The 21988-nt window shown below is 68.9% G+C and carries 24 protein-coding genes and 1 riboswitch; of the genes, 9 read left to right on the top strand and 15 right to left on the bottom strand.

Annotation, left to right across the window (positions count from 1 at the left end):
* Window positions 1-29: 29 nt before the first annotated feature.
* Window positions 30-788 carry a TetR/AcrR family transcriptional regulator gene (locus LUX31_RS25265; protein WP_235477256.1) on the top strand — a complete coding sequence of 253 codons (759 nt, stop codon included), beginning with the start codon at window positions 30-32 and terminating at the stop codon, window positions 786-788.
* Window positions 789-909: 121 nt separating this feature from the next.
* Entirely contained in the window at window positions 910-1200 is a 291-nt protein-coding gene (locus LUX31_RS25260) for a DUF6355 family natural product biosynthesis protein (RefSeq protein ID WP_235480043.1), read from the top strand.
* Window positions 1201-1245: 45 nt separating this feature from the next.
* On the opposite strand, the gene LUX31_RS25255 is transcribed toward LUX31_RS25260, so the two are convergent.
* Window positions 1246-1449 (bottom strand): hypothetical protein, encoded by a 204-nt coding sequence (locus tag LUX31_RS25255; protein WP_235480206.1) that lies wholly within the window; start codon window positions 1447-1449, stop codon window positions 1246-1248.
* A complete protein-coding gene (locus LUX31_RS25250) occupies window positions 1446-1658 on the bottom strand; it encodes a hypothetical protein (protein WP_235477255.1) in 213 nt (70 codons plus the stop codon). Before LUX31_RS25250 ends, LUX31_RS25255 begins: the two co-directional genes overlap by 4 nt.
* A 117-nt stretch (window positions 1659-1775) precedes the next feature.
* Here LUX31_RS25250 and LUX31_RS25245 point away from each other — a divergent pair, with 117 nt between their 5' ends.
* The 4 genes from LUX31_RS25245 (at window position 1776) to LUX31_RS25230 (ending at window position 5148) form a co-directional block, all read left to right on the top strand.
* Entirely contained in the window at window positions 1776-2615 is an 840-nt protein-coding gene (locus LUX31_RS25245) for a helix-turn-helix domain-containing protein (protein ID WP_235477253.1), read from the top strand.
* Window positions 2599-2805 (top strand): DUF397 domain-containing protein, encoded by a 207-nt coding sequence (locus tag LUX31_RS25240; protein WP_235477252.1) that lies wholly within the window; start codon window positions 2599-2601, stop codon window positions 2803-2805. Before LUX31_RS25245 ends, LUX31_RS25240 begins: the two co-directional genes overlap by 17 nt.
* A gap of 293 nt (window positions 2806-3098) precedes the next feature.
* A complete protein-coding gene (locus LUX31_RS25235; protein ID WP_235480042.1) occupies window positions 3099-3911 on the top strand; it encodes a hypothetical protein in 813 nt (270 codons plus the stop codon).
* Between the two features lie 562 nt (window positions 3912-4473).
* Window positions 4474-5148 (top strand): Uma2 family endonuclease, encoded by a 675-nt coding sequence (locus tag LUX31_RS25230; RefSeq protein ID WP_235477251.1) that lies wholly within the window; start codon window positions 4474-4476, stop codon window positions 5146-5148.
* A gap of 53 nt (window positions 5149-5201) precedes the next feature.
* On the opposite strand, the gene LUX31_RS25225 is transcribed toward LUX31_RS25230, so the two are convergent.
* A complete protein-coding gene (locus LUX31_RS25225; RefSeq protein WP_235477249.1) occupies window positions 5202-6056 on the bottom strand; it encodes a hypothetical protein in 855 nt (284 codons plus the stop codon).
* A gap of 9 nt (window positions 6057-6065) precedes the next feature.
* The gene (locus tag LUX31_RS25220; RefSeq protein WP_235477247.1) at window positions 6066-6599 is read right to left on the bottom strand and encodes a SigE family RNA polymerase sigma factor; all 534 of its coding nucleotides are present in this window, start codon (window positions 6597-6599) and stop codon (window positions 6066-6068) included.
* A 154-nt stretch (window positions 6600-6753) separates the two neighbouring features.
* Between LUX31_RS25220 and LUX31_RS37965 the strand changes: the two genes are divergently transcribed.
* Window positions 6754-7089: a VOC family protein gene (locus tag LUX31_RS37965; RefSeq protein WP_443046001.1), complete on the top strand. Its 336-nt coding sequence runs from the start codon at window positions 6754-6756 to the stop codon at window positions 7087-7089.
* Window positions 7090-7098: 9 nt separating this feature from the next.
* On the opposite strand, the gene LUX31_RS25210 is transcribed toward LUX31_RS37965, so the two are convergent.
* The 7 genes from LUX31_RS25210 to thrC form a co-directional block, all read right to left on the bottom strand.
* On the bottom strand, window positions 7099-8265 hold the full coding sequence (locus LUX31_RS25210; protein ID WP_235477241.1) for a subtype B tannase: 1167 nt from the start codon (window positions 8263-8265) through the stop codon (window positions 7099-7101).
* Between the two features lie 219 nt (window positions 8266-8484).
* Complete coding sequence (locus LUX31_RS25205; RefSeq protein ID WP_235477239.1) at window positions 8485-9618, bottom strand: NADH:flavin oxidoreductase; 1134 nt, start codon at window positions 9616-9618, stop codon at window positions 8485-8487.
* 166 nt (window positions 9619-9784) lie between these two features.
* Complete coding sequence (locus LUX31_RS25200; RefSeq protein ID WP_235477238.1) at window positions 9785-10162, bottom strand: hypothetical protein; 378 nt, start codon at window positions 10160-10162, stop codon at window positions 9785-9787.
* Window positions 10163-10728: 566 nt separating this feature from the next.
* Window positions 10729-12351, bottom strand: a complete 1623-nt coding sequence (gene groL / locus LUX31_RS25195) for a chaperonin GroEL (RefSeq protein ID WP_235477236.1) — start codon at window positions 12349-12351, stop codon at window positions 10729-10731.
* A gap of 386 nt (window positions 12352-12737) precedes the next feature.
* Window positions 12738-12944, bottom strand: a complete 207-nt coding sequence (locus LUX31_RS25190) for a cold-shock protein (RefSeq protein WP_019057200.1) — start codon at window positions 12942-12944, stop codon at window positions 12738-12740.
* A 453-nt stretch (window positions 12945-13397) separates the two neighbouring features.
* Complete coding sequence (locus LUX31_RS25185; RefSeq protein WP_235477234.1) at window positions 13398-13673, bottom strand: MoaD/ThiS family protein; 276 nt, start codon at window positions 13671-13673, stop codon at window positions 13398-13400.
* 92 nt (window positions 13674-13765) lie between these two features.
* Window positions 13766-15064 (bottom strand): threonine synthase, encoded by a 1299-nt coding sequence (gene thrC, locus LUX31_RS25180; protein ID WP_235477233.1) that lies wholly within the window; start codon window positions 15062-15064, stop codon window positions 13766-13768.
* Window positions 15065-15081: 17 nt separating this feature from the next.
* A riboswitch (SAM riboswitch) is annotated at window positions 15082-15228 on the bottom strand.
* Between the two features lie 163 nt (window positions 15229-15391).
* On the opposite strand from thrC, the gene LUX31_RS25175 reads away from it, so the two are divergent.
* Both LUX31_RS25175 and LUX31_RS25170 read left to right on the top strand, forming a co-directional pair.
* On the top strand, window positions 15392-16336 hold the full coding sequence (locus tag LUX31_RS25175; RefSeq protein WP_235477232.1) for a glucosyl-3-phosphoglycerate synthase: 945 nt from the start codon (window positions 15392-15394) through the stop codon (window positions 16334-16336).
* An 88-nt stretch (window positions 16337-16424) separates the two neighbouring features.
* Window positions 16425-17855 carry an alpha,alpha-trehalose-phosphate synthase (UDP-forming) gene (locus tag LUX31_RS25170; protein WP_235477231.1) on the top strand — a complete coding sequence of 477 codons (1431 nt, stop codon included), beginning with the start codon at window positions 16425-16427 and terminating at the stop codon, window positions 17853-17855.
* A 3-nt stretch (window positions 17856-17858) separates the two neighbouring features.
* On the opposite strand, the gene otsB is transcribed toward LUX31_RS25170, so the two are convergent.
* The 4 genes from otsB to LUX31_RS25150 form a co-directional block, all read right to left on the bottom strand.
* The gene (otsB, locus tag LUX31_RS25165; RefSeq protein ID WP_235477230.1) at window positions 17859-18704 is read right to left on the bottom strand and encodes a trehalose-phosphatase; all 846 of its coding nucleotides are present in this window, start codon (window positions 18702-18704) and stop codon (window positions 17859-17861) included.
* A 222-nt stretch (window positions 18705-18926) separates the two neighbouring features.
* Window positions 18927-19172: a DUF3263 domain-containing protein gene (locus LUX31_RS25160; RefSeq protein ID WP_235477229.1), complete on the bottom strand. Its 246-nt coding sequence runs from the start codon at window positions 19170-19172 to the stop codon at window positions 18927-18929.
* A 36-nt stretch (window positions 19173-19208) separates the two neighbouring features.
* Window positions 19209-20432 carry an extracellular solute-binding protein gene (locus LUX31_RS25155; protein WP_235477228.1) on the bottom strand — a complete coding sequence of 408 codons (1224 nt, stop codon included), beginning with the start codon at window positions 20430-20432 and terminating at the stop codon, window positions 19209-19211.
* Window positions 20433-20632: 200 nt separating this feature from the next.
* Window positions 20633-21886, bottom strand: coding sequence for an ABC transporter substrate-binding protein (locus tag LUX31_RS25150; protein ID WP_235477227.1), 1254 nt, complete (start codon window positions 21884-21886; stop codon window positions 20633-20635).
* Window positions 21887-21988 lie beyond the last annotated feature (102 nt).

Genomic DNA, 21988 nt, shown 5'->3' with positions numbered 1-21988 from the left:
AAAAGATTTGGCAGTGTTAGATTTTCTTCATGCCCGCACACAATCCCGCACACAACCCACCGGCTCCTCCCTCCCTGCGGGAGCGACGCCGGGCCGCCGCAGCCCGGGAGATCCTGGACGCCGCCGAGGTCCACCTCACCGAGCACGGCCCGCACGCGCTCTCCCTGCGCGCGGTCGCCCGGAGCCTGGGCATGACCGTGCAGGCGCTCTACCACTACTTCCCGAGCCGGGACGCCCTGGTCACGGCGCTGATCACCAAGGCGTACGACGACCTGGCCGACGCCGTACAGACCGCCGTCGACACCGGAGGGACCGAGCCGGACGGCTCACCGCTACCGGGCACGGTGGTCGCGGCCGAGGGCTACCGCCGCTGGGCCCTCGACAACCCCGAGCGGTTCCAGCTCCTCTACGGAACGCCGTTGCGGTACTACGAAGCCCCCCAGGACGGCCCGACCACCCAGGCGGTCCGCCGGATGGCCGCGACCTTCCAGCGCGAACTGTTCGGCGGATTCACCACGGAACAGCTCGCCGCGGCGGACGTCCCCCCGCTCTCACCGGCGCTCCGCGCGCACCTGGCACAGATGCCGCCGGACAGCACGGAAACAGCCATCCCACCAGCCGCGACCGCCCTCTTCCTCAGCGCGTGGGGACACCTGCACGGCCTGGTCATCCTCCAGGTGTTCGGCCACACCGACTTCCTCGGCGACCACGAGGCCGAGATCTTCCGCATGGCGATGCGGAACATGCTCCAGGAGACGCACGCCAGGATCCCCGTACTCAAACCTTGATCCACACGACCGGGTGAACCACGGCCCTCATCCGAGGAAAGTGCCGGACCACCGCGCGTTGATCATCAATGCTGCCGGTGTCCGATTCCGCACTTTCCGCAGGAGACCGTCCGTGAAGGCCATGAACGTCCGCCGCGTCCTGACCACCACCCTCGCCGCCATCACCCCCATGACCAGCGCCCTCCTCCTCGCCGTCGCCGCACCGGCGGCCACCGCCGCCGCGAACCCCTGCGGGTTCTACGAGACGGGCAGCGACGCGTACTACAACCACTGCACGGGCGACGGCTCCCGGATCATCATCGAGGTGGAGGTCTTCGGCCCGAACTACGAGAAGTGCGTGGGCCCCGGCGACACCTGGCTCGGCAGCAGCAGCAAGATCGACGGCGCCCACTACGTCGGCCGCCTCTGCTGACCCCGAAGTGACTCGGGCGGCCCGGCCTCGACCGGGCTGCCCGCCTCAGGGCAACCGCCCCTCCCGATTCACCCGCCGCACCCGCGCCCGCAGCACATCCCCAGGCGCCGCCTCCTCCAACGCCTCCGGCGGACAGTCCCACTCGCGCCCACCGCCCACGGGCCGCAACTGCACATACCCGCCCTCGCGCCCCATGACCTCGCCGATGCGCCCGTCGCGCACATCAAGGGCGTACGACACGTCACTCACGTCTCGTCGTCCCCCGCGGCCACGCCCTCCAGCACGGCGGCCAGCCGCGTCGCCGTACGGACGTTGCAGCGCCCGAGGAGCACCAGCGCGAAGGGCTCATCGCTCGCACCGCTCACGGGGTCGACGCCCAGCGACGGCAGGGCGACGCCGACGCCTTTCAACGCCGCCCGCAATCGCACCACGATGTCCTCGGTCGACAGCAGCTCCATCGCGCCCGTTCCTCTCCACTCTGAGTGTTCGCGTTCTCCACACAGCGTGGCGGTCGGGTGTCTAACCTGGCCAGAGCCGGAATCCCAACAACCACATGTGTGAGAGAGGGAGTTGCCATGGCAGGACCGAAGGACCTCGACCCGGCCTCCTCACCTCGGGCCTTCCTGGGCGCCGAGTTGCGCCACGCCCGAGAGGCGGCGGGGCTGAGCCAGGAGCAACTGGGTTCACCGCTCTTTGTCAGCGGTTCGTTCATCGGCCAACTGGAGGCCGGTACACGCCGGATGATGCACGAGTACGCCGTCCAGTTCGACAAAATGCTGGACACCAAGGACTTCTTCGAGCGCAACTGCGCCGCTCTCGCCAAGTCGAAGTACCCCGAGAACTTCACGGAGGCAGCGGAAGCGGAGGCGATCGCGACGACGATCAGGCACTACCTCCCGCTACTGATCCCCGGCCTGCTGCAAACGCCGGAATACGCGGCAGCGCTGTTCCGCACTTACCGGCCGCTGGCCCCGGAGTCCGAGATCGAGGAACTGGTGGCGCTCCGCATGGAACGCACCCACGTCCTCGACGATCCAACAACCCCCTTGTTTTGGGGGATCCTGGACGAAGCAGCGCTCCGCCGGGCGGTCGGCGGAGCGGCAACGATGGCGAAGGCTCTTCGCCATGTGGCGGACATGGCACGCCGTCACCGGATCATCGTGCAGGTGCTGCCGTTCAGCGCCGGAGCACATGCCGGGATGGGTGGCTCCCTGAAGCTCATGGAGTTCGCGGACGCGCCCCCGCTCTGCTTCATCGAGGGGATGGACACGGGGAAGCTGATGGACGACCCAGCCAAGATCGCCCGTCACAGCCTCACGTTCAGCCTCCTCCAGGCGGCGGCACTTTCGCCTCAGGATTCACTGGCCCTCATCGAGGCCGTGGCGCAGGATTACGAGAATGAAGAACAGCCATGAGTACGACCTGAGTTCGGCCACCTGGTACAAGTCGACGTACAGCGCGGGCGACGGCGCCGACTGCCTCGAAGTCGCCGCCGACCACCCCGCCATCGTCCCCATCCGGGACTCCAAGAACCCCCAGGGCCCGAAGCTCACGCTCCGGACGGAAGCGTGGACAGCCTTCGTCGAGAATCTCAAGCACGCCTGACCTCCCGCCGCCCCGAAGCTCAAACGGCGAGCCCCGAGCCCTCTTTCTGAGGAATGGGAGGCGGGCCTCAACCCGCCCTCCCACCCCGCGTGTTGACTTGACGCGTTCGGCTTGCCACGCAGAGTCACGAGGGGTTAGCGTTCCGGGACAGCAAACAAAAACGACCCCCGCCAGGTGCAGCGAACACCTGACAGAGGTCTGACCGTCGAGATCCATGGCTTAAAGGAAATCCCGTGGCTGAAGCCAAGTTTAGTGCTGCCGCCCTGCCCGCGCACGCGACCCCGCCCCACCCGATGGCCAATCCGGGTTACGGCAAACGCGACGCCCCCGACCAACGCCCCCGCACGAACCACGACTTCGCGCATCTCCCACCCCGCGAGGCAGCGGTGGCCGCGTACATCGACCGGTTGCCGAGCGGGGCCGACGTCAGCGTAAAGACGCTGGCCAAGCACCTCCCGTACGGCCAATGCGCCCTCCGCACAACCCTCAACAACCTCCAAAAGGCAGGCCACCTGCGCCGGGGCCGCGAACACCTGACCGGCACGGGAAGCCAACTCTGGATCACCCGAACGTGGTTCACGCGCACGGCACGAGACGACGACTGGTGGGCGACGTTCACGCGGGGAGACGTACCGAAGGAGTCCCCGGAGGGACAGGGCCGCCCGACCCGCTCCCGCGCGTTCATCCTGCTCGTCGCCCTCACCCGTAGCACTCCCACCCTGTCCCTCTCCGAGGCGGACTGCACGTCGCTGGCCCCGCTGGTCGCGGAGTGGTTCGAGCGAGGCGCGAACGAGGAATCCGTACGACACGCCCTGACCGCCGGCCTGCCGACCCCGGTCCACCACCCGGCCGCCCTGATCCGCAGACGCCTCACCACCAAGATGCCCCCGCAACCCACCGCCGCACGGCCGCCGCTGCGGATGCTGGAGTGCGCGAAGTGCGGGGTGCCGGGGCGGGCGGAGGCCCTGCCAGGCGGCATCTGCGGCACCTGCCGGGGCGAGACCCCGCCCCGTCCCTCCTCGCCCCTGCCCGCCTCCGCGATCCACTCCCGCGCGGCCGGTATCCGCGCAGAGATGTCCCGACGCCGCGAAGAGAGCCGTACATGACCAGAACGCACCCGCGCGTTCCGCAGATGCCGCTCGACGACTTCGAGGACCTGGCCCGCGGGGCGCCTGAAACCGTCTGGCTGGAGTTCGTCCGGGGCAGGGCGGCGGTGAAGCCGCCGCCGGACGGCGATCACAGCGAGATCCTGGTGTCGCTGCTGAGGCAGTTCGTGGCGGAGGACAGGGCATGGAACCTGTTTCCGTACGCCGGCCTGCGTACGGAAACCTCACTGGCGGGCCGATACCTGCCCGACGCCTCGCTCGTACGGAGGGACCATCGTCTGGGGCGGAGCCACTGGGCGAGCCCGGAACACCATCACCATCCTCAGCGAGCCCAAGGACGGTCGCTACCAACTCGCCGCCTCGTGCCCTTGGGGGACGACCGTCCAGCTCCCCTCCCCGGTGGACGTCGCGTTGAACACCGAAAGCCTCAAGAGGTACATGGCGCGGAGCACCACGCCATGACCGAGATTCCCGGCCGACCCGAAAGGCAACACGTATGACCGCTCCAACGGTCCGGAGGCATACAGCCGGGGCACCATGGTGGGAAGGAGGCGAGTCCACCATGACCTTTGGCACCAGGCGCCCGCAGATGTCCCGAGAGGACTTCGAAGAGCTGGCCGGTAAGGCCCCCGAAAACGTACAGCTCGAATTCCTCGATGGACGGCTGTACGTCAAGGGCGATCACATCGAGGTCGAGGACTTCGAGGAGCTGGCCCGTAGGGCTCCCGAGGGCGTGAAGCTCGAACTCATCGACGGAAAGCTAGAGGTCAAGCCGTTGCCGGACAACCGCCACAGGGCCATTGTGGTGTGGCTCATTCGGCTGTTCATGCAACTGCGCCCCGAACTCGCCATGTACCACGAACAGGACCTCAAGATCGGCGCCTACCGCAAAGGGAACGCCACGGCGGACGCCGCGTTGGCGCCGTTGGATCACTTCATCGCCGAGGACAAGAACTGGGCCTCGCCGGAGGGTGTCCTCATGGTCGTGGAAGTCACCTCCCACGACCGCGACACCGACCGACGAGACCGCATCGACAAGGTGCGCGGCTACGCGGAGGCAGGCATCCCGGTCTATCTGCTGATCGACCGCGACAACGACACCCTGGTCGTGTACAGCGAGCCGAAGAACGGGACCTACCAGCAGCACCCTTCGTACCCGTACGGAGCCGTGGTCGAACTCCCCGCCCCCGTGAACGTCACCCTCAACACCGAGAAACTCAAGGACTACGCCGACTGAGCCGCCGGAGGCCACCCCACGGACAGCGTGGCCCCCGGCATCGGCCCCGGCCCTCACCCGCCCGCGATGGACGTCTGCCTCTCCTGCATCGGGTTCTCGTCCGCGTACCGCACCAGGTCGAGGAAGCGGGGGTCGCTGACCGTCGCCACCAGTTTCTCCATGGTGACCGGGGCGGAGGTGGTGGCGTCCTCGTCCGGGTTGACCGTGAGTGAGACGTCACTGTCCCCGTAGGAGAAGGTGACCAGGGTGGCCGTGGTCTCCGGCAAGTCGGAGATCATGCGGTACGCGGTTGCCTTGATGCCACCGGGCAGCGTGGCCTGCTCGCAGCTTCCGCCCTTGAGGGCACCGGGGTCGGACGGGCAGCTCTTCGGGCCGGAGTCCTCTCCGGACGGCCGTACGGAGAAGATGACCGGGAACACCTTCCCGTCCTCGGTCTCGCCCTGGTAGCGCCGCACCTCCAGGTCCACCGGCCTGATCAGGCCGACCGCGTCCGGCAGCAGCTTGTCCAGGAGGACGGCCGCCCGCTGCTGGAACTCCTCCCGCCGTTCCCGTTCGGCGACCGGCAGATCGGCCATGGACGATTCCTCGTCGCTCGTGGGTTCGATGTGGACCGGCGTGCGGTACGGCGTCGGCTCTGGCTCGGGCTCGGGTGTGGCGCTCGCGGCAGGGCGGACCGTCGTACGACCGCCGCCCCCGACCGGCAGCGTCACGGAGCCGAGCACCACCGCCCCGACCACGCAGACGATCCCGGCGACGATCGCGAGCCGGGCACGCGCTTTGCGGCGCCTGCCCTGGGCGACCGCGCCGGGCACCAGGTCGTGGAACGGCAGCTCCGCCACCGTACGTTCCATCGCGTCCCTGACCAGCAGGGCGCTCGGGCGGTCCTCTTCAGGCATGTCGTTTCCCATGACGGTTCCTCAGCTCCCTGCGGTGTAGATGTGGGCCTCGCCCAGCTGGGCGCGCAGCTTCCCCAGGGAGCGTGAGCACTGGCTCTTGACCGTGGACTCGCTGCACTTCATGAGCTCGGCGACGGACTCGACGCTCTGGTCCTCCCAGTACCGCAGCACGACCATGGCCCGGGCCTTGGGCGGCAGCCCGGCCAGCGCCGACAGCAGGGTCACCCGCAGATCGGTGTGGTCGGGCACGGGACGGGAGCCGGACCTGCGGTGCTCCAGCAGGTCCCGCAGCCGGCGCCGCCGCTCGGCCAGGAAGGTACGGGTCAGCACGGTCGTGGCATAGGCCTCGATGTTGTCGGCGGCACCCGCCCGCCGCCAGTTCTGGAACATCTTGGCGAGCGTGGTCTGCGTCAGGTCCCCGGCCGTGTCCATGTCCCCGCACAGCAGGTACGCGATCCGGAACAACCGTCTCTGACTCGCCCGGGCGAAGGCTTCGAAGCTCTCGGGCGCCTGGGATCTCTCCGGCGCCTCGGAGCCCCGGCCGTTCTCCGGCATCTGTTCTCCCTTCCGGGCCCCGGCAAGGGGCCCTGTCCGCTGTCACCCCCCTTCAGAGCACTGCGGGCCGCCAAAGGTTGACAGCCAATTTCCGCCGACGGGACGCCGCGAACAAATCGCGTTGCGTGGGAGTTCGCGGGCGCCCTGGCGTTGATTGCCTCATGGGCAGGGAGACCCCGCCTCTGCCTGCGGCTGTGAGTCAGCGGATCGGAGATGCCGACGCCATGACGTCCCACCTTCACGCGCTCTGTTTCGACGCGAACGACCCACTGGGTCTCGCCCGCTTCTGGGCCGGTTTCCTGGACTGGGAGCTGGTCGCCGACGACCCGTACGACGGCGTCGTGCTCCTGCCGAGGGTGATCGGCAGGCGGAGGTCGCCCGTCTCGTCTCCCTCGGGGCGACGCGGATCGACATCGGCCAGGGCGAGGTCGACTGGGTGGTGATGGCCGATCCGGACGGCCATGAGTTCTGCGTACGGGCCTCTCGCTAGCCGCGACCGCTACGGCCTGGGCGACGCGGGCGAGTCGGCACCCCGCCCCTTCGAGTAACCCGACACCTCCCCGATCCACGTCACAAAGTCCCCCGGATCCTGATCCGCCCCATGCCCCGCGTCCCAGTAGTACGACGTGTCGACGTCGTCCCCCAGCTGCTCCAGCTGCTCCAGCCGTGCGTGCAGGTTGCCCGCGACCGTGTGGGACGTGTCCGTGTCGTTCGTGCCGAGGCGGATCCACCAGTGCTTGGAGCGCTTGGCGTTGGCCTTGTCGGCGAGGTGGTGCATCGGGTTCATCAGGGCGAGCTTCTCCGGGATGTCCGCGTCGAGGCGGGCGCTGTCGCCGTTCTCGTGGCGGAGGCTCCAGAGGGTGAAGTGGCGGGCCCGGGTGGTTCCCGTACCGAAGAGGTTGTTCTCGGGGCTGGCCATGTCGAAGGTGTCGAAGGAGGGCACGTTCTTCTTCCGCGCGCCCACGTGGGCGCGGAAGTCCGCCCAGGTGAAGCGGGCCTTGCCCCCGGACCAGGTGATGAACGGGTTCGCGGCCAGGTAGGCCGCGCGGGCCTCGGCCGACAGGGCCGTCAGGTACTTCGTCGCCGACGGTTCCATGAACGTCTTCAGCAGGTACTCGTCGAGATTGCGGGCGGTGAGTCTGCCGTACCCCTCCGCCCGCAGGCCGAGCGACGCCACATGCTCGCCGTACGCCGTCCTCAGCTCGGCCGACAGCGTCTGGTCCACCTGTGCGCCGCTGCTGGCCAGCGGGTTCGCCCCCCAGCACCACTCGTACGCCATGTCCGCGTGTTCGAGGTCCGTGATCGGACACCACGCGCCGGTCCCGAAGATCGCGTCGCTCGCGTCGGCCGCCCCGATCGCCTCCAGGTACGGCTCGTACAGCGGGCTGTCCCCGGACGCGCCCAGCAGTGACGACAACGCCCCGCCCGCGCTGACACCCGACGAGAAGATCCGGTTCACGTTCCCGGGCACCCGGCCCTTGTTGAAGCGGTAGACCACCTCGTGGGCGGTACTGGTGGTGTCGGTGACGGTCACCGTCTGCTCGGTGTGGGCGGCCGGGTCGAAGACGAGGGATGCGGTCGCGTCCGCCACGAGCCCCATCGCGGGTACGGCGGGCATCGCAACAGCCGCAGCCGTGAGTCCCATCACCACTGACCTGCGCTTCATCGCTGTCTCCTGTCTTCGCGGCTCGTTCGGACGCCGCACAGTTCAACAACAGTTCCTTAAGACCGTCTGTGTCTCCAGTGACAGCGGAGGCGGGTGGCCGACAAGCGGCCAGCAAAGCGAACCAATCGCCCGCAAAATTGTCAGCAATTTTGGCGGAAATCTTACGGACGACTGGTTCACCCTCTGGTCGGACCGGACCCAGCCCTTGTCGGACCGGATCTAGCTCAGCGACCCCAGCGCCGCCGCGTCGTACGCCTTCAGCTCACCGGTCCTGCCCTCCAGCACCTTCGCCGCCCACTCCGGGTCCTGAAGCAGCGCGCGTCCGACCGCGACCAGGTCGAACTCCTCGTTCTCCAGGCGGTCCAGGAGGTCGTCGATGCTCTTGAGCGGCGCGCCCTCGCCCGCGAAGCCCCGCATGAAGTCGCCGTCGAGGCCGACCGAGCCGACGGTGACGGTCGGCCTGCCGGTGAGCTTCTTCGTCCAGCCGGCCAGGTTGAGGTCGGAGCCGTCGAACTCCGGGAGCCAGTAACGGCGCGTGGAGGCGTGGAAGGCGTCGACGCCGGCCGCGGCGAGCGGGGTCAGGATCGACTCCAGCTCCTCGGGGGTCCCGGCGATGCGGGCGTCGTAGATGGGGCCCTTCCACTGGGAGTACCGGAAGATGATGGGGAACGACGCGGACACCGCCTCCCTCACGGCGGCCACGATCTCCGCCGCGAACTTCGTACGGGCGACCACGTCACCCCCGTACGCGTCCGTGCGGCGGTTGGTGCCGGCCCACAGGAACTGGTCGATCAGGTAGCCGTGGGCGCCATGCAGTTCGACCCCGTCGAAGCCGATGCGCTCGGCGGCCACCGCGGCCTCGACGAACGCGTCGATGACGTCGTCCAGGTCGTCCTGCGTCATCGCCCTGCCGCCGGTACCGGCGGTGCCGTCCAGCCGCAGCCCGGACGGGCCGACGGGCGGGGCGTCGGCGTACGGGGGCTGCCCGGCCTCCCTGACCATGCCGATGTGCCACAGCTGCGGCACGATATTCCCGCCCGCCGCGTGCACGGCCTCGGCGACCTTCGCCCACCCCGCGAGCTGCTCCTCGCCGTGGAAACGGGGGATGCTGTCGCTCTGCCCGGCGGAGTCGTGCCCGACGTACGTGCCCTCGGTGACGATCAGGCCGACGCCCGCCGCGGCCCGACGCGAGTAGTACGAGGCCACGTTCTCCCCGGGGACTCCACCGGGCGAGAACTGGCGCGTCATCGGCGCCATCACGATCCGGTTCGGCACGGTGAGCCCGTTCACGGTGAGGGGCCGGGAGAGGATCTGGGCCGCGCGGGAGGTCTGGGTGGAGGTGGGGGCTGTCACGTGGGGGCTCCTTGGGGAGGGGGCAGGAGACAAGCGGAGGTGCGGTTGACGCACAGGGCTGGGCCTATGTGCATGCATGTGCATCAACTACGGCTGAGCGTCCGCTCATTCCGGCATCCGGGCACGACTCGCTGTGATCCGGGCCACTGCGCGGGTGCGGCCCTGGTCAGTCCGCCGACTGCTCCCACACCTCCACGGCTGTCGCCGCGGTGCCCGCCGGGGCCGACGTGGCCGTGACGTAGAGGAGCACGATGCGCTTCTCGTCGGTAAGGAGGCAGAGGCTGTCGTCTGCGGCCACCGGTACGCGGTCCGGGGTCGGCCTGGTCGCCCGGAGCAGGTCGACACAATCCTCCGGCGAGGAGACCGTCGAGCCGGGCACCGCTTTCGCCAATACCTGGGCTCGCCCGACCACTACGTACACCTGGCCTTCGGCCACGCCCGCCGCCGCGTCGTCGGCGCTGCCCGGCCGGGGCGGGGCCCGGTCGAAGTCGAGCGGGGACTCGTCCAGCGTCACGTCACCCGAGAAGAAGGGCACCCAGGTCACGGGTACCGGGTCCGAAGAGGGAGGCGGAGGCGGCCCGTTGCTGGGCTGTCCGGTCGTGTCCGTGGTGCCACCGTCCGACGCGGTTTCGCTCGCCCCAGGGCGCTCGGTCCCCGCCACGGTCGGCTCAGCCGTCGGCCCGCTTCCCCCGTCCCCGCTTCCCCCGTCCCCGCCGCCCATCGTCGGCCGCACCGGCGAAGCGGTCACGGCCGGGCCGCCCCCCGGGTCCGGCGGGGAGCCCGCAGTCATGCCCCCGCCTGGGCCCTGCACAGTAAGGAAGAAGAAGACCAGCCCCGCCAGCCCCACTCCCCCACCCACGAACGCCGTATGAACCCCCCGCCCCTTGAGCGGCGCCCGCTCCGGCAGCGACGTCTCGGGCGCGGGCTCAGGAGGCGGCCCCGGTTGGCCAGGACCCCCGGGTCCCCCTCCGTACCGACTGCCGCGTCTTCCGCCAGTTCCCCCGAACAGCACCCGTCAATGGTCCCGCAAACGCCCGAGGGCGGCACCCCCCTTGAAGAGAGGTACCGCCCTCGAACTCGTACGCGATGAACTGCCGATCCCCTGAAGGATCAGAAGTCCATGTCACCGCCCGGCATGCCGCCGCCCGCCGGGGCCGCGGCCTTCTCCGGCTTGTCGGCGATGACGGCCTCGGTGGTGAGGAAGAGCGCGGCGATGGACGCCGCGTTCTGCAGCGCGGAGCGCGTCACCTTCGCCGGGTCGATGATGCCCTCGGCGATCATGTCGACGTACTCACCGGTCGCGGCGTTGAGGCCGTGGCCGACGGGAAGGTTGCGCACCTTCTCGACGATGACGCCGCCCTCGAGGCCACCGTTGACGGCGATCTGCTTGAGCGGGGCCTCCAGGGCGAGCCGCACGGCGTTCGCGCCGGTCGCCTCGTCACCCGTCAGCTCCAGCTTCTCGAAGACCGAGGAAGCCTGCAGCAGGGCCACGCCACCACCGGCGACGATGCCCTCCTCGACGGCCGCCTTCGCGTTGCGAACGGCGTCCTCGATGCGGTGCTTGCGCTCCTTGAGCTCGACCTCGGTCGCGGCACCGGCCTTGATGACGGCCACGCCGCCCGCGAGCTTCGCCAGGCGCTCCTGGAGCTTCTCGCGGTCGTAGTCCGAGTCGCTGTTCTCGATCTCGGCGCGGATCTGGTTGACCCGGCCGGCGACCTGGTCGGCGGAGCCGCCGCCGTCGACGATCGTCGTCTCGTCCTTGGTGATGACGACCTTGCGCGCCCGGCCCAGGAGGTCCAGGGAGGTGTTCTCGAGCTTGAGACCGACCTCCTCGGAGATGACCTCGCCACCCGTGAGGATCGCGATGTCGTTCAGCATCGCCTTGCGGCGGTCGCCGAAGCCCGGGGCCTTGACCGCGACGGACTTGAAGGTCCCGCGAATCTTGTTGACGACCAGGGTCGAGAGGGCCTCGCCCTCCACGTCCTCGGCGATGATCAGCAGCGGCTTGCCCGACTGCATGACCTTCTCCAGGAGCGGGAGCAGGTCCTTGACCGAGGAGATCTTGGAGTTGGCGATGAGGATGTAGGGGTCCTCGAGCGACGCCTCCATGCGCTCCATGTCGGTCGCGAAGTACGCCGAGATGTAGCCCTTGTCGAAGCGCATACCCTCGGTGAGTTCCAGCTCCAGACCGAAGGTCTGGGACTCCTCGACGGTGATGACGCCTTCCTTGCCGACCTTGTCCATCGCCTCGGCGATGAGCTCGCCGATCTGCGTGTCGGCGGCGGAGATGGAGGCGGTCGAAGCGATCTGCTCCTTGGTCTCGACCTCCTTGGCCTGGTCGAGCAGCGCACCGGAGACGGCCTCGACGGCCTTCTCGATGCCGCGCTTCAGGGCCATCGGGTTCGCACCCGCGGCCACGTTGCGCAGACCTTCCTTGACCAGCGCCTGGGCCAGGACGGTCGCGGTCGTCGTGCCGTCGCCGGCTACGTCGTCCGTCTTCTTCGCGACTTCCTTGACCAGCTCGGCGCCGATCTTCTCGTACGGGTCCTCAAGCTCGATCTCCTTGGCGATGGAAACACCATCGTTGGTGATCGTGGGGGCGCCCCACTTCTTCTCGAGGACGACGTTGCGGCCCTTGGGGCCAAGGGTGACCTTGACGGCGTCGGCGAGCTGGTTCATCCCGCGCTCGAGACCGCGCCGTGCCTCCTCGTCGAACGCGATGATCTTGGCCATGTGAAGTGGTCCTCCCGGACTGGGGTGGATTGCTCCGGACCGCGTTGGCGCCCGCGACGGACGGCCAGCCTGCCCCGATGGTTCCTTGCACCACCTGGCCTGCGGGCCTCACCGACCCGGTCCTTCGTTATCACTCTCACCTTCAGAGTGCTAACGCCAATGATTAGCACTCGCCCCTGTCGAGTGCAAGCGGCTCTCGAAGATCCGCAGGTGAACAGGGGGACGCCTACGGGCCGGTAGGCCACTGACAGGCACGCCGACAGGCACGCCGACAGGCATGCGGACACGCCGAAGGGCCCGCACCCCGTGAGGTCCCACGAGGTACGAGCCCTTCGAATCCTTCAATGAAGGAAGAAGAACGTCGCTGCGGTGCGCCGGCGCGTGCTTCAGCTGGTCGCCAGACGGACCATGTCCGCCTGCGGCCCCTTCTGGCCCTGCGAGATCTCGAAATCGACCCGCTGACCTTCCTCGAGGGTGCGGTAGCCGTCCATCTGAATCGCGCTGTAGTGGACGAAAACATCCGCACCACCGTCGACCGCGATGAAGCCGTACCCCTTCTCCGCGTTGAACCACTTGACGGTGCCCTGAGCCATGCCTAACTCCCCTATTACTGGCCCTTGCACAGATCCACACTTCGCGGATCCGGGTCAGACCTCACCCCCCAACCGGTGGGGGTGTGCGCCGGAACGCGTCGACCGCGGCCGAATGTATCTGTCCAACTGCCCTCTGCAACAGGTCAATCGGACGAGAAATCCGGGCAGACCAGGTCATGGAATATGCGGAGAATTCACGCGAATTCAGGGCAAGTCGGGCCCCACAAAGGGAGCAAAAAACGCAAAAGGCCTGCACACTTTGGCTACTTCTCAATGGGTGCGCGGCAGGAATTCATACTCGTGCGGCAGTCGAAGTGGTGCGGCTTCCCCAACTGTACCCCGCTCAACCATACAGAATTGCCCCCTCCGCTTCTCTCACGGAGGGGGCAATTCGATGAACTCTCGGTAATCGAAGTTACCGACGGTTACTACTGGTGGGTACCGAACCCTTGATCAGCCGCCCGCGACAGCGGGAATGATCGACACACCCGCACCGTCCGGCGTCGCCGTCTCCAGCCCCTGCTCGAACCGGACGTCGTCGTCATTGACGTACACATTGACGAACCGCCGCAGCTTGCCCTGATCATCGAGCACCCGGGCAGCGATCCCCGTGTGGTTCTTCTCCAGATCAGCGATGACCTCGGCAAGGGTCCCGCCCTCGGCGGCCACCTCGGCCTGCCCACCGGTGTAGGTACGCAGGATGGTGGGGATGCGGACTTTGACGCTCACGATGGAACCTCCGGTCAGGTGGAGCGCCCCCGAAGGGGCGCGGGGAACTGCGCGACCAGCCCCCACCGGCGACGCAGACGAACAACTACCTCTTAAGAAGCGAGCCCTGCATCCCGGAACGACTCAAGACTGGGCCGAATCGTCGCAGTCAGCCCGGTATCGGCCACAGCGTCCAACGTCTTGAGCCCATCACCAGTGTTGAGCACAACGGTCGTGAGCGTCGGATCCAGCAACCCGTTCTCGATCAGCTTCTTGGCGACCCCCACCGTCACCCCACCGGCGGTCTCCGCAAAGATCCCCTCGGTCCGCGCAAGCAACCGAATCGCGTCAACGACCTGCTCGTCATTGACGTCCTCGACAGCCCCACCCGTCCGCCGCGCGATATCCAGCACGTACGGCCCGTCCGCAGGGTTCCCGATCGCAAGCGACTTCGCGATCGTGTTCGGCTTCTGCGGCCGTACGACGTCCTGCCCGGCCTTGTAGGCCACGGACACCGGCGAGCACCCCTCCGCCTGCGCACCGAAGATCTTGTACGGCTTGTCCTCGACGAGCCCGAGCTTGATCAGCTCCTGGAGCCCCTTGTCGATCTTCGTGAGCTGCGACCCGGAGGCGATGGGCACGACGAGCTGGTCCGGCAGCCGCCAGCCGAGCTGCTCGCAGATCTCGTACGCCAGGGTCTTGCTGCCCTCCGCGTAGTACGGCCGCAGGTTGACGTTGACGAAGCCCCAGCCCTCGCCGGCCGGGTCGCCGATCAGCTCGGAGCAGAAACGGTTCACGTCGTCGTAGTTGCCCTCGATGCCGACCAGCTCACCGCCGTACACCGCGGCCATGACGACCTTGCCCTGCTCCAGGTCGTGCGGGATGAACACGCAGGAGCGGAAGCCGGCGCGGGCGGCGGCGGCGCCGACGGCACCGGCCAGGTTGCCCGTGGAGGAGCAGGAGAGGGTGGTGAAGCCGAAGACGCGGGCGGCCTCGATGGCCTGGGCGACGACCCGGTCCTTGAAGGAGTGCGTCGGGTTGCCGGAGTCGTCCTTCACGAACAGCTTGCCGGCGTCGACGCCCAGCTCGCGGGCCAGGTTGTCGGCCTGGACGAGCTTGGTCCAGCCGGGGTTGATGTTGGGCTTGGTGGCCACGTCCGCGGGGACGGGCAGCAGCGGCGCGTAGCGCCAGATGTTCGCGGGTCCCGCTTCGATGCGCTTGCGGAGTTCCTCGGTGTCGTACGAGGAGAAGTCGTAGGCGATCTCCAGCGGGCCGAAACACTCCTCGCAGGCGAACACCGGACCGAGCGGGACACGGTGGCCGCATTCGCGGCAGGAGAGCGCGGCGGCGGGACCGAGGTCTACGGAGTTGTTGCTGGTCGTCGTGGTGCTCTCGACAGTTTGCGCAGCCATGGAGGCGAGGCCCTTTCTCCTCATCTTCCTCATGGCGCATCTCGCCATGAGACGGATTTGGCACCTTCCCGAGCCGGCAGCCCCGCGCATGACATGCGACAAGACCGGCTGGAGGGTTGCCGGGGCTTCAACGGGCCGTATCCCTCTGCCCCTCTGGATGAGCGGTATGAAGTTGTGAGGTTGTGAACACCGACGACCTCGGACATGCGATGGTCATCCGCGTTGTTCAAGACTGTAACCGAAGGCTTGGATGGTGGAGGGAGCCGTCCGAACCGCGAGATGAAGATCACGCGCTTCCCCGAATGAGAACGCAAGGGAGAGCCGCACGTGCTGGAGAACGTCGAGCGCTGGCTGAGCACGCGCTCCTGGTCCGTCAAGGACCGCCCGCTCAAGAAGCTGATCGCCGCGAAGCGTTCCTCGAACGCCACGGTGAGTGTCGTCCTGCCCGCGCTCAACGAAGAGGCGACGGTCGGTGAGATCGTCGCCGTCATTCGCCGCGACCTGATGCTGAAGGTCCCCCTCGTCGACGAGATCGTCGTCATCGACTCGGGCTCGACCGACCGCACCTCCGAGGTGGCCGCCGCGGCGGGCGCCCGGGTCGTCCACCGCGACGACATCCTGCCGCGTATCCCGGCCGTGCCGGGCAAGGGCGAGGTCCTGTGGCGCTCGCTCCTGGTCACCAGCGGGGACATCGTCTGCTTCATCGACGCCGACCTGAAGGAGTTCTCGTCGGACTTCGTCTCCGGGATCGTGGGCCCGCTGCTCACCGACCCCGGCGTGGACCTCGTCAAGGCGATGTACGACCGCCCGCTCGGCCAGGCGGCCGGCCAGGGCGGCCGTGTGACCGAGCTCATGGCCCGCCCCCTCCTGAACATGCACTGGCCGCAGCTGGCCGGTTTCGTCCAGCCGCTCGGCGGTGAGTACGCGGCCCGCCGCTCGCTCCTCGAACAGCTCCCGTTCCCCGTCGGCTACGGCGTGGAGCTGGGCATGCTGATCGACGCCCTGCACCTGGTCGGCCTCGACGCGCTGGCCCAGGTCGACGTGGGCGTGCGCAAGCACCGCCACCAGGACGGCCAGGCCCTGGGCCGGATGTCCGCCGCGATCTACCGCACGGCCCAGCTCCGCCTGGCCCGCGGCCATCTGATCCGCCCCTCCCTCACCCAGTTCGAACGCGGGGAGGACGGTTTCGAGCCACGCACGTACTCGGTGGACACGGAGGAACGCCCGCCGATGGCGGACATCGCGGAGTACGCGCGAAGGAAGGCCGCGTAGCCCAGTGCGGGCCCCGTGGGGGCTTGTATACGGCTGAGGCGTACGTGTGTACGTTTGAGTGTTTCCGGCCCGGGCTAGGTTGAGGCGTATGGCTTCAACGCAGGGTGCACAGGATGTGCAGGACAGTCCGGGCCACAGTCCGGGCGACTACCGGGTGCTGGTCGCGTCCAACCGCGGCCCGGTCACGTACGAGGTCCGCGAGGACGGCTCGCTGCACGCCAGGCGCGGCGGCGGCGGGCTGGTCTCCGGGCTCTCGGCGATCGGCCCGGACGCGGGCGCCCTGTGGGTCTGCTCGGCCCTCGGCGACGGCGACCGCGAGGCGGTACGGCGCGGCGAGGGCGAGCCGGGCGTACGGATGCTCGCGGTCCCGGCCGACGTCCACGCGGACGCGTACAACGGCATCGCCAACTCGGTGCTCTGGTTCGTGAACCACATGCTGTACCAGACCCCGCTGGAGCCGGTCTTCGACGCGGAGTTCCGGCGCCAGTGGGCGTCGTACGAGGCCTACAACCGCGCGTTCGCGGAGGCGCTGGCGAAGGAGGCGGCCGAGGGCGCGTCGGTGGTGGTCCAGGACTACCACCTGTGCCTGGTCCCCGGCATGCTGCGCGCCCTCCGCCCGGACCTCCGCATCGGCCACTTCTCCCACACGCCGTGGGCACCGGCGGACTACTTCCGGATGCTGCCGTACGACATCTCCGCACAGCTCCTGCGCGGCATGCTCGGCGCGGACCGCCTGGGCTTCCTCACCCAACGCTGGGCCGACGCGTTCACGGCCTGCTGTACGGACCTGCTAGGCGGCCTGGGCGACACCCGTATCGGGGTGCACGGCCTGGGCGCGGACGCGGACTTCCTGCGCCGACGCGCGCACGAGCCGGACGTGGCGGACCGGATGGCGGCCCTGCGCGCGGAAATCGGCGGAACCGACCGAAAGACCATCGTCCGAGTCGACCGCACCGAGCTGTCGAAGAACATCGTGCGGGGCCTGCTGGCGTACCGGCAGCTGCTGGAGAACCGCCCGGAGTGGCGAGAACGGGTCGTCCACGTGGCGTTCGCGTACCCCTCCCGCCAGGACCTGGCGGTCTACCGCGACTACACGGCGGAGGTTCAGCGAGTGGCGGACGACATCAACTCGTCGTACGGCACCCCGACCTGGACCCCGGTCGTCCTCCACGTGAAGGACGACTTCGCCCGCTCCCTGGCGGCCTACCGCCTGGCCGACGTGGCCCTGGTCAACCCCATCCGCGACGGCATGAACCTGGTCGCCAAGGAGATCCCGGTGGTCTCCGACGAGGGGTGCGCGCTGGTGCTGTCGCGGGAGGCGGGGGCGTACGAGGAGCTGGGCGAGGACGCGATCGTGGTGAACCCGTACGACGTGATGGAGACGGCGCGGGCGCTGGAGGAGGCGCTGAACATGGGGCCGGGGGAACGGGCGGAACGCACGAAACGCCTGGCAGCGGCGGCGACGGCACTGCCACCGGCGCAGTGGTTCCTGGACCAGCTGACCGCACTGAACGACTGACGACTAGCGACTGACGACGGCCTGCCCAAGGACGTGAAGCAGGTGTACGACGCCGGCGGGCCCGTCGACGACGAGGTCGGCGCGTTCCGCGATCTCCGTGACCTCCTCGGTGCCGTTGCCGCTGCAGACCAGCAGCCCCGGGATGCCGTTCTGGCGGAGCTTCTCCACCGCCGCGAACGCCGGGAGGTCGCCGAGGTCGTCGCCGGCGTAGAGGACCGAGGTGGCGCCGGTCTCGCGGACGTACTCCTGGAGGGCGACGCCCTTGTCCATGCCGGGTGGGCGCAGTTCCAGTACGAGGCGGCCGGGTTCGACGATGAGGCCGTGGCGGGTGGCGAGGTCGGCGAGGGGTTCGCGCAGGGCGTCAAAGGCGGCCTGCGGGTCCGCTGCACGCCGGGTGTGGACGGCGACGGCCCGCCCCTTCTCTTCGACCCAGGTGCCCTGCGAGGCGCCGTGGCGGTCGAGGAATCCGGGGAGTTCGGCGCGGACGGCGGCGACGCCGGGGTGGGGGGCGGGGGCGGTGACCGTGCCGGTGGCGGCGTCCCAGCGTTCGGTGCCGTAGTGGCCGAGGACGGTGAGGTGTTCGAGGCCGGGGGCGCCCGCGAAGCCGCCGAGCCGGACGGCGACGGCGGCGGGGCGGCCGGTGAGGACGGCGACGGAGGCGATGTGGGGGGCGAGGGTGGAGAGGGCGTCGAGTGTCCGGGGGTGGGCGCGGGCCTGCTCGGGGTCGGCGACGATGGGAGCGAGGGTTCCGTCGAAGTCGAGGACGACGACGGCGCCGCGGGGCTGCGACAGGACGGCATCGAGCCCGTCCCGCCCGGCCTGCGTCACGGGCGTAGGCAGCGAGTCCATGTCCCGACCCTATCTTCCTCGCCCCCGCCGCCCCTACCCGTCCCATCCTCGGGGGCTCCGCCCCCGAACCCCCTTGTCCTCAAACGCCGGACAGGCTGACAAACCAGCCCGTCCGGCGTTTGAGGACGAGGCCGTTCAGGCCGACAGCGGGGGTCTGGGGGCGCAGCCCCCAGGGGATGGGAACGGGTAGGGGCGGCGGGGGCGAAACCAACCCGGCACCCCCTACCGCTCACCCCGCCTCCCCTCCCGCACCCTCCGCAACCGATTCACCGTCACCGGATCACACGCCAACGCCCGCTCATCGTCCAGCAGCGCGTTCAGCAGCTGGTAGTAGCGCACAGGCGCCAACCCCAGCTCCTCCCGTATCGCCCGCTCCTTCGCCCCCGGCCCCGAGAACCCCCGCCGCTCCAACGCGAGAATGTCCTGCTCGCGTTGCCCAAGCCGGCCCAGCCGCTCCCCGTCGTTCATACAAGGAACCGTAGCCCCCACCACTGACACCCGGAGTCACTCCACCGTCGCCGCCCGCTGTATCGCCCCCAGCACCTCCCCCGGCTCCCCCTCCCCCACCACAGCCCCACCGACCGTCTTCTGGATGTTCCGGCTCGTGGCCGCCCACGACGGCTTGCCGACCGGGTACAGCTGGGCGGTGCCGAGCGCGTCCAGGCCGTCCCACAGGTCCTCGTACGTCTTGTTCGCCCGCATCGACGTGGACGCCGACGACGTCACCGGCAGCAACTGGTACGTGCCCGCGAGATCCACCACGTTCTTGTCCTCGTACAGGAAGTTGAGATACTCACCGATCTCCTCGACATGGCCGCCGTCCTTGAACGCGGCGATCCAGTCCGACGTACCGACCGTCGCCGTCATCACGCCCGCCGTGCGCCCCGGCATCGGGACGGCCTCGTACGCCACGGGGTCGACGGACCGCGCGATGTCCCGTACGAGCGCGCCGGGCGCGCTGACCATGCCCGCCTCGCCGTCCACGAAGGCCTCGAGCGCGGCCTTGCGGTTGAGGAGGTCGGGTGGGATCGGGCCGGTCAGGCCCTCGCCCACGAGGCGGTCGCGCAGCCAGGTGAGGGTGGAGATGTTCCGGGCGGAGGCGATGTCGTACTCGCCGGTGTCACCCGTGTATCCGCCGCCTCCGCCGAGCAGCCATTGGAGAGTTTCCGCCTGCGCCTCCTCGGGGCCGAGGGGGAGCGCGTACGGGTATTTCACTCCCCGCTCGTCCAGGATCTGCGCCGCGTCCCTCAACTCCGCCCAGGTGGTGGGGGGTTCGAGGTCGGCCTCGGCGAAGAGGGTCTTGTTGACGTAGAGGAGGCGGGTCGAGGCGAGGAAGGGCAGGCCGTACTGGGTGCGGTCCGTGGTGCCCGCGTCGACGAGGTTGGGCAGGAAGTTGCCCTGGACGCGGATGGAGAGCAGGTCGTCGGCCGGATAGAGGAGGCCGTCGGCGGCGTAGTCCGCGTAGTTGCCGATCTGGGCGATGTCGGGCGGGTCGCCGGCCGCGACCATCTTGGCGACCTGCGTCTCGGCCTCGCCGGGCTCGTACACCTTGACGTCGATCCGGATGCCGGGGTTGGCGGCCTCGAAGGCGGTGTCGACCCGGTTCCAGTACGACTCCGAGTTCTTGACGACGCCGTCGCCGTAGTTCGTGGCGACCACGGTGAGGGTGACCCCGCCGGATCCCTCACCGCTCGCGCCGCAGCCGCCCAGCACCAGGACGGACCCCATGCTCAGAACCGTCACGGCGGCGAAGACCGGCCAACGACTCCCGCCCCACACTTCTCGCACGGCAGACCCCTCCCCGGGGAGGCACACGCGTCACGCTCTGTGGACGCGCGTAGAGCCTCCCGCACCATGGGGTCGAGTCCAATGCCCCGGGCGTTTCGGCCGTGCAACATTTCCGGCCGCCCAGCCCTTCGTGCACCGCCCTATTCGGCGGAATCGGCCTCGTTCTGCGCCGAGTTGGCCTCCGCCTGAAGCGTCGTCAGGACCGCTTCCGGGCTGCCGTTCGCCGCGAACGCCGTACCGATCCGCTTCTTGATGTCCGCGCTGACCTGCGCCCAGGACGTCTTGCCGACCGGGTAGAGCTGCGCGGTCGGGAGTTCCTCCAGGAAGGGGGCGAGGTCCTTGTCCTGGGCGGCGGCGGACATCGCCGTGGAGGCCGAGGTGGTGACCGGCAGCAGGTCGTACTTGCGCGAGAAGGCGAGCACGTTCTTCTCGTCGTAGACGAAGTCGAGGAACTTGCCGACCTCGTTTCGGTGGCCGTTCTGCTTGAACGCCATCATCCAGTCGGCGACGCCCATCGCGGCCCGCGTCGACCGCTCCTCCCCCGGCATCGGCACCATGCCGACGTCCACGCCCTGCGCCACCGCCGTCTTCATCAGCGAGGGATGGCCGTTGAGCATGCCGACCTCACCGCGCGCGAACGCGGCGAAGGCGTCGGCCCGGTTGAGCTTGCCGGGGGCGACGGGACCGGTGAGGCCCTTGTCGACGAGTTCGTCCTTGAGCCAGGTGAACGTCTTGATGTTCTGCGGGGAGTCGATGCCGTACGTCCCGACGGCGCTGGTGTAGCCGTCGCCGCCGCTGAGCAGCCACTGGAGGGTCTCGGCCTGCGCCTCCTCGGGGCCGAGAGGCAGCGCGTACGGGTATTTCACGCCCGTCTCCTTCAGCGCGGCGGCGTCGGCGGCCAGCTCGCTCCAGGTGGTGGGCGGGGTGAGACCGGCCTCGGTGAAGAGCTTCTTGTTGTAGAAGAGCAGGCGGGTGGAGGCGGCGAAGGGCATGCCGTACTGGGTGCGCTTGACCTTGCCGGCGTCGGCCAGCTGGGCGACGAAGTCGGCCTGCGTCGGGATGGAGAGCAGCTCGTCGGCCTGGTACAGGTCGCCCTCGGCCGCGTAGTCGGCGTACGCGCCGATCTGCGCCAGGTCGGGCGCGTCACCGGCGGCGACCATCTCCTTGACCTTGCGGTCGACGTCGTTCCAGGAGTAGACGCTGACGTCGACCTTCACCTCCGGGTTGGCGTCCTCGTACGCCGCGACCAGGTCGTCCCAGTACTTCTGGGAGCTGTTGGCGTCGGAGTCGCCGTAGTCGGCGGCGACCAGCTTCAGGGTGACCTCACCCGAGCCGGTGGCTCCGCAGCCCCCGAGGGCCGCCGTCATCCCGAGTGCGGACACCGCCGCGATCATGCCTGTCCTGTGCCGCTGCACTGCTTCAACCCCAAACCCCGACCGAACGTTCACACATGTGTTCATTGGTACGTTCAATTTATTTGTCCGAGCCATCAGGTC

Source organism: Streptomyces sp. GQFP (assembly GCF_021545335.1).
Classification (GTDB): domain Bacteria; phylum Actinomycetota; class Actinomycetes; order Streptomycetales; family Streptomycetaceae; genus Streptomyces.
The sequence above is the reverse complement of the archived record's forward strand: the minus strand, read 5'-3'. Positions and strand labels throughout refer to the sequence as shown.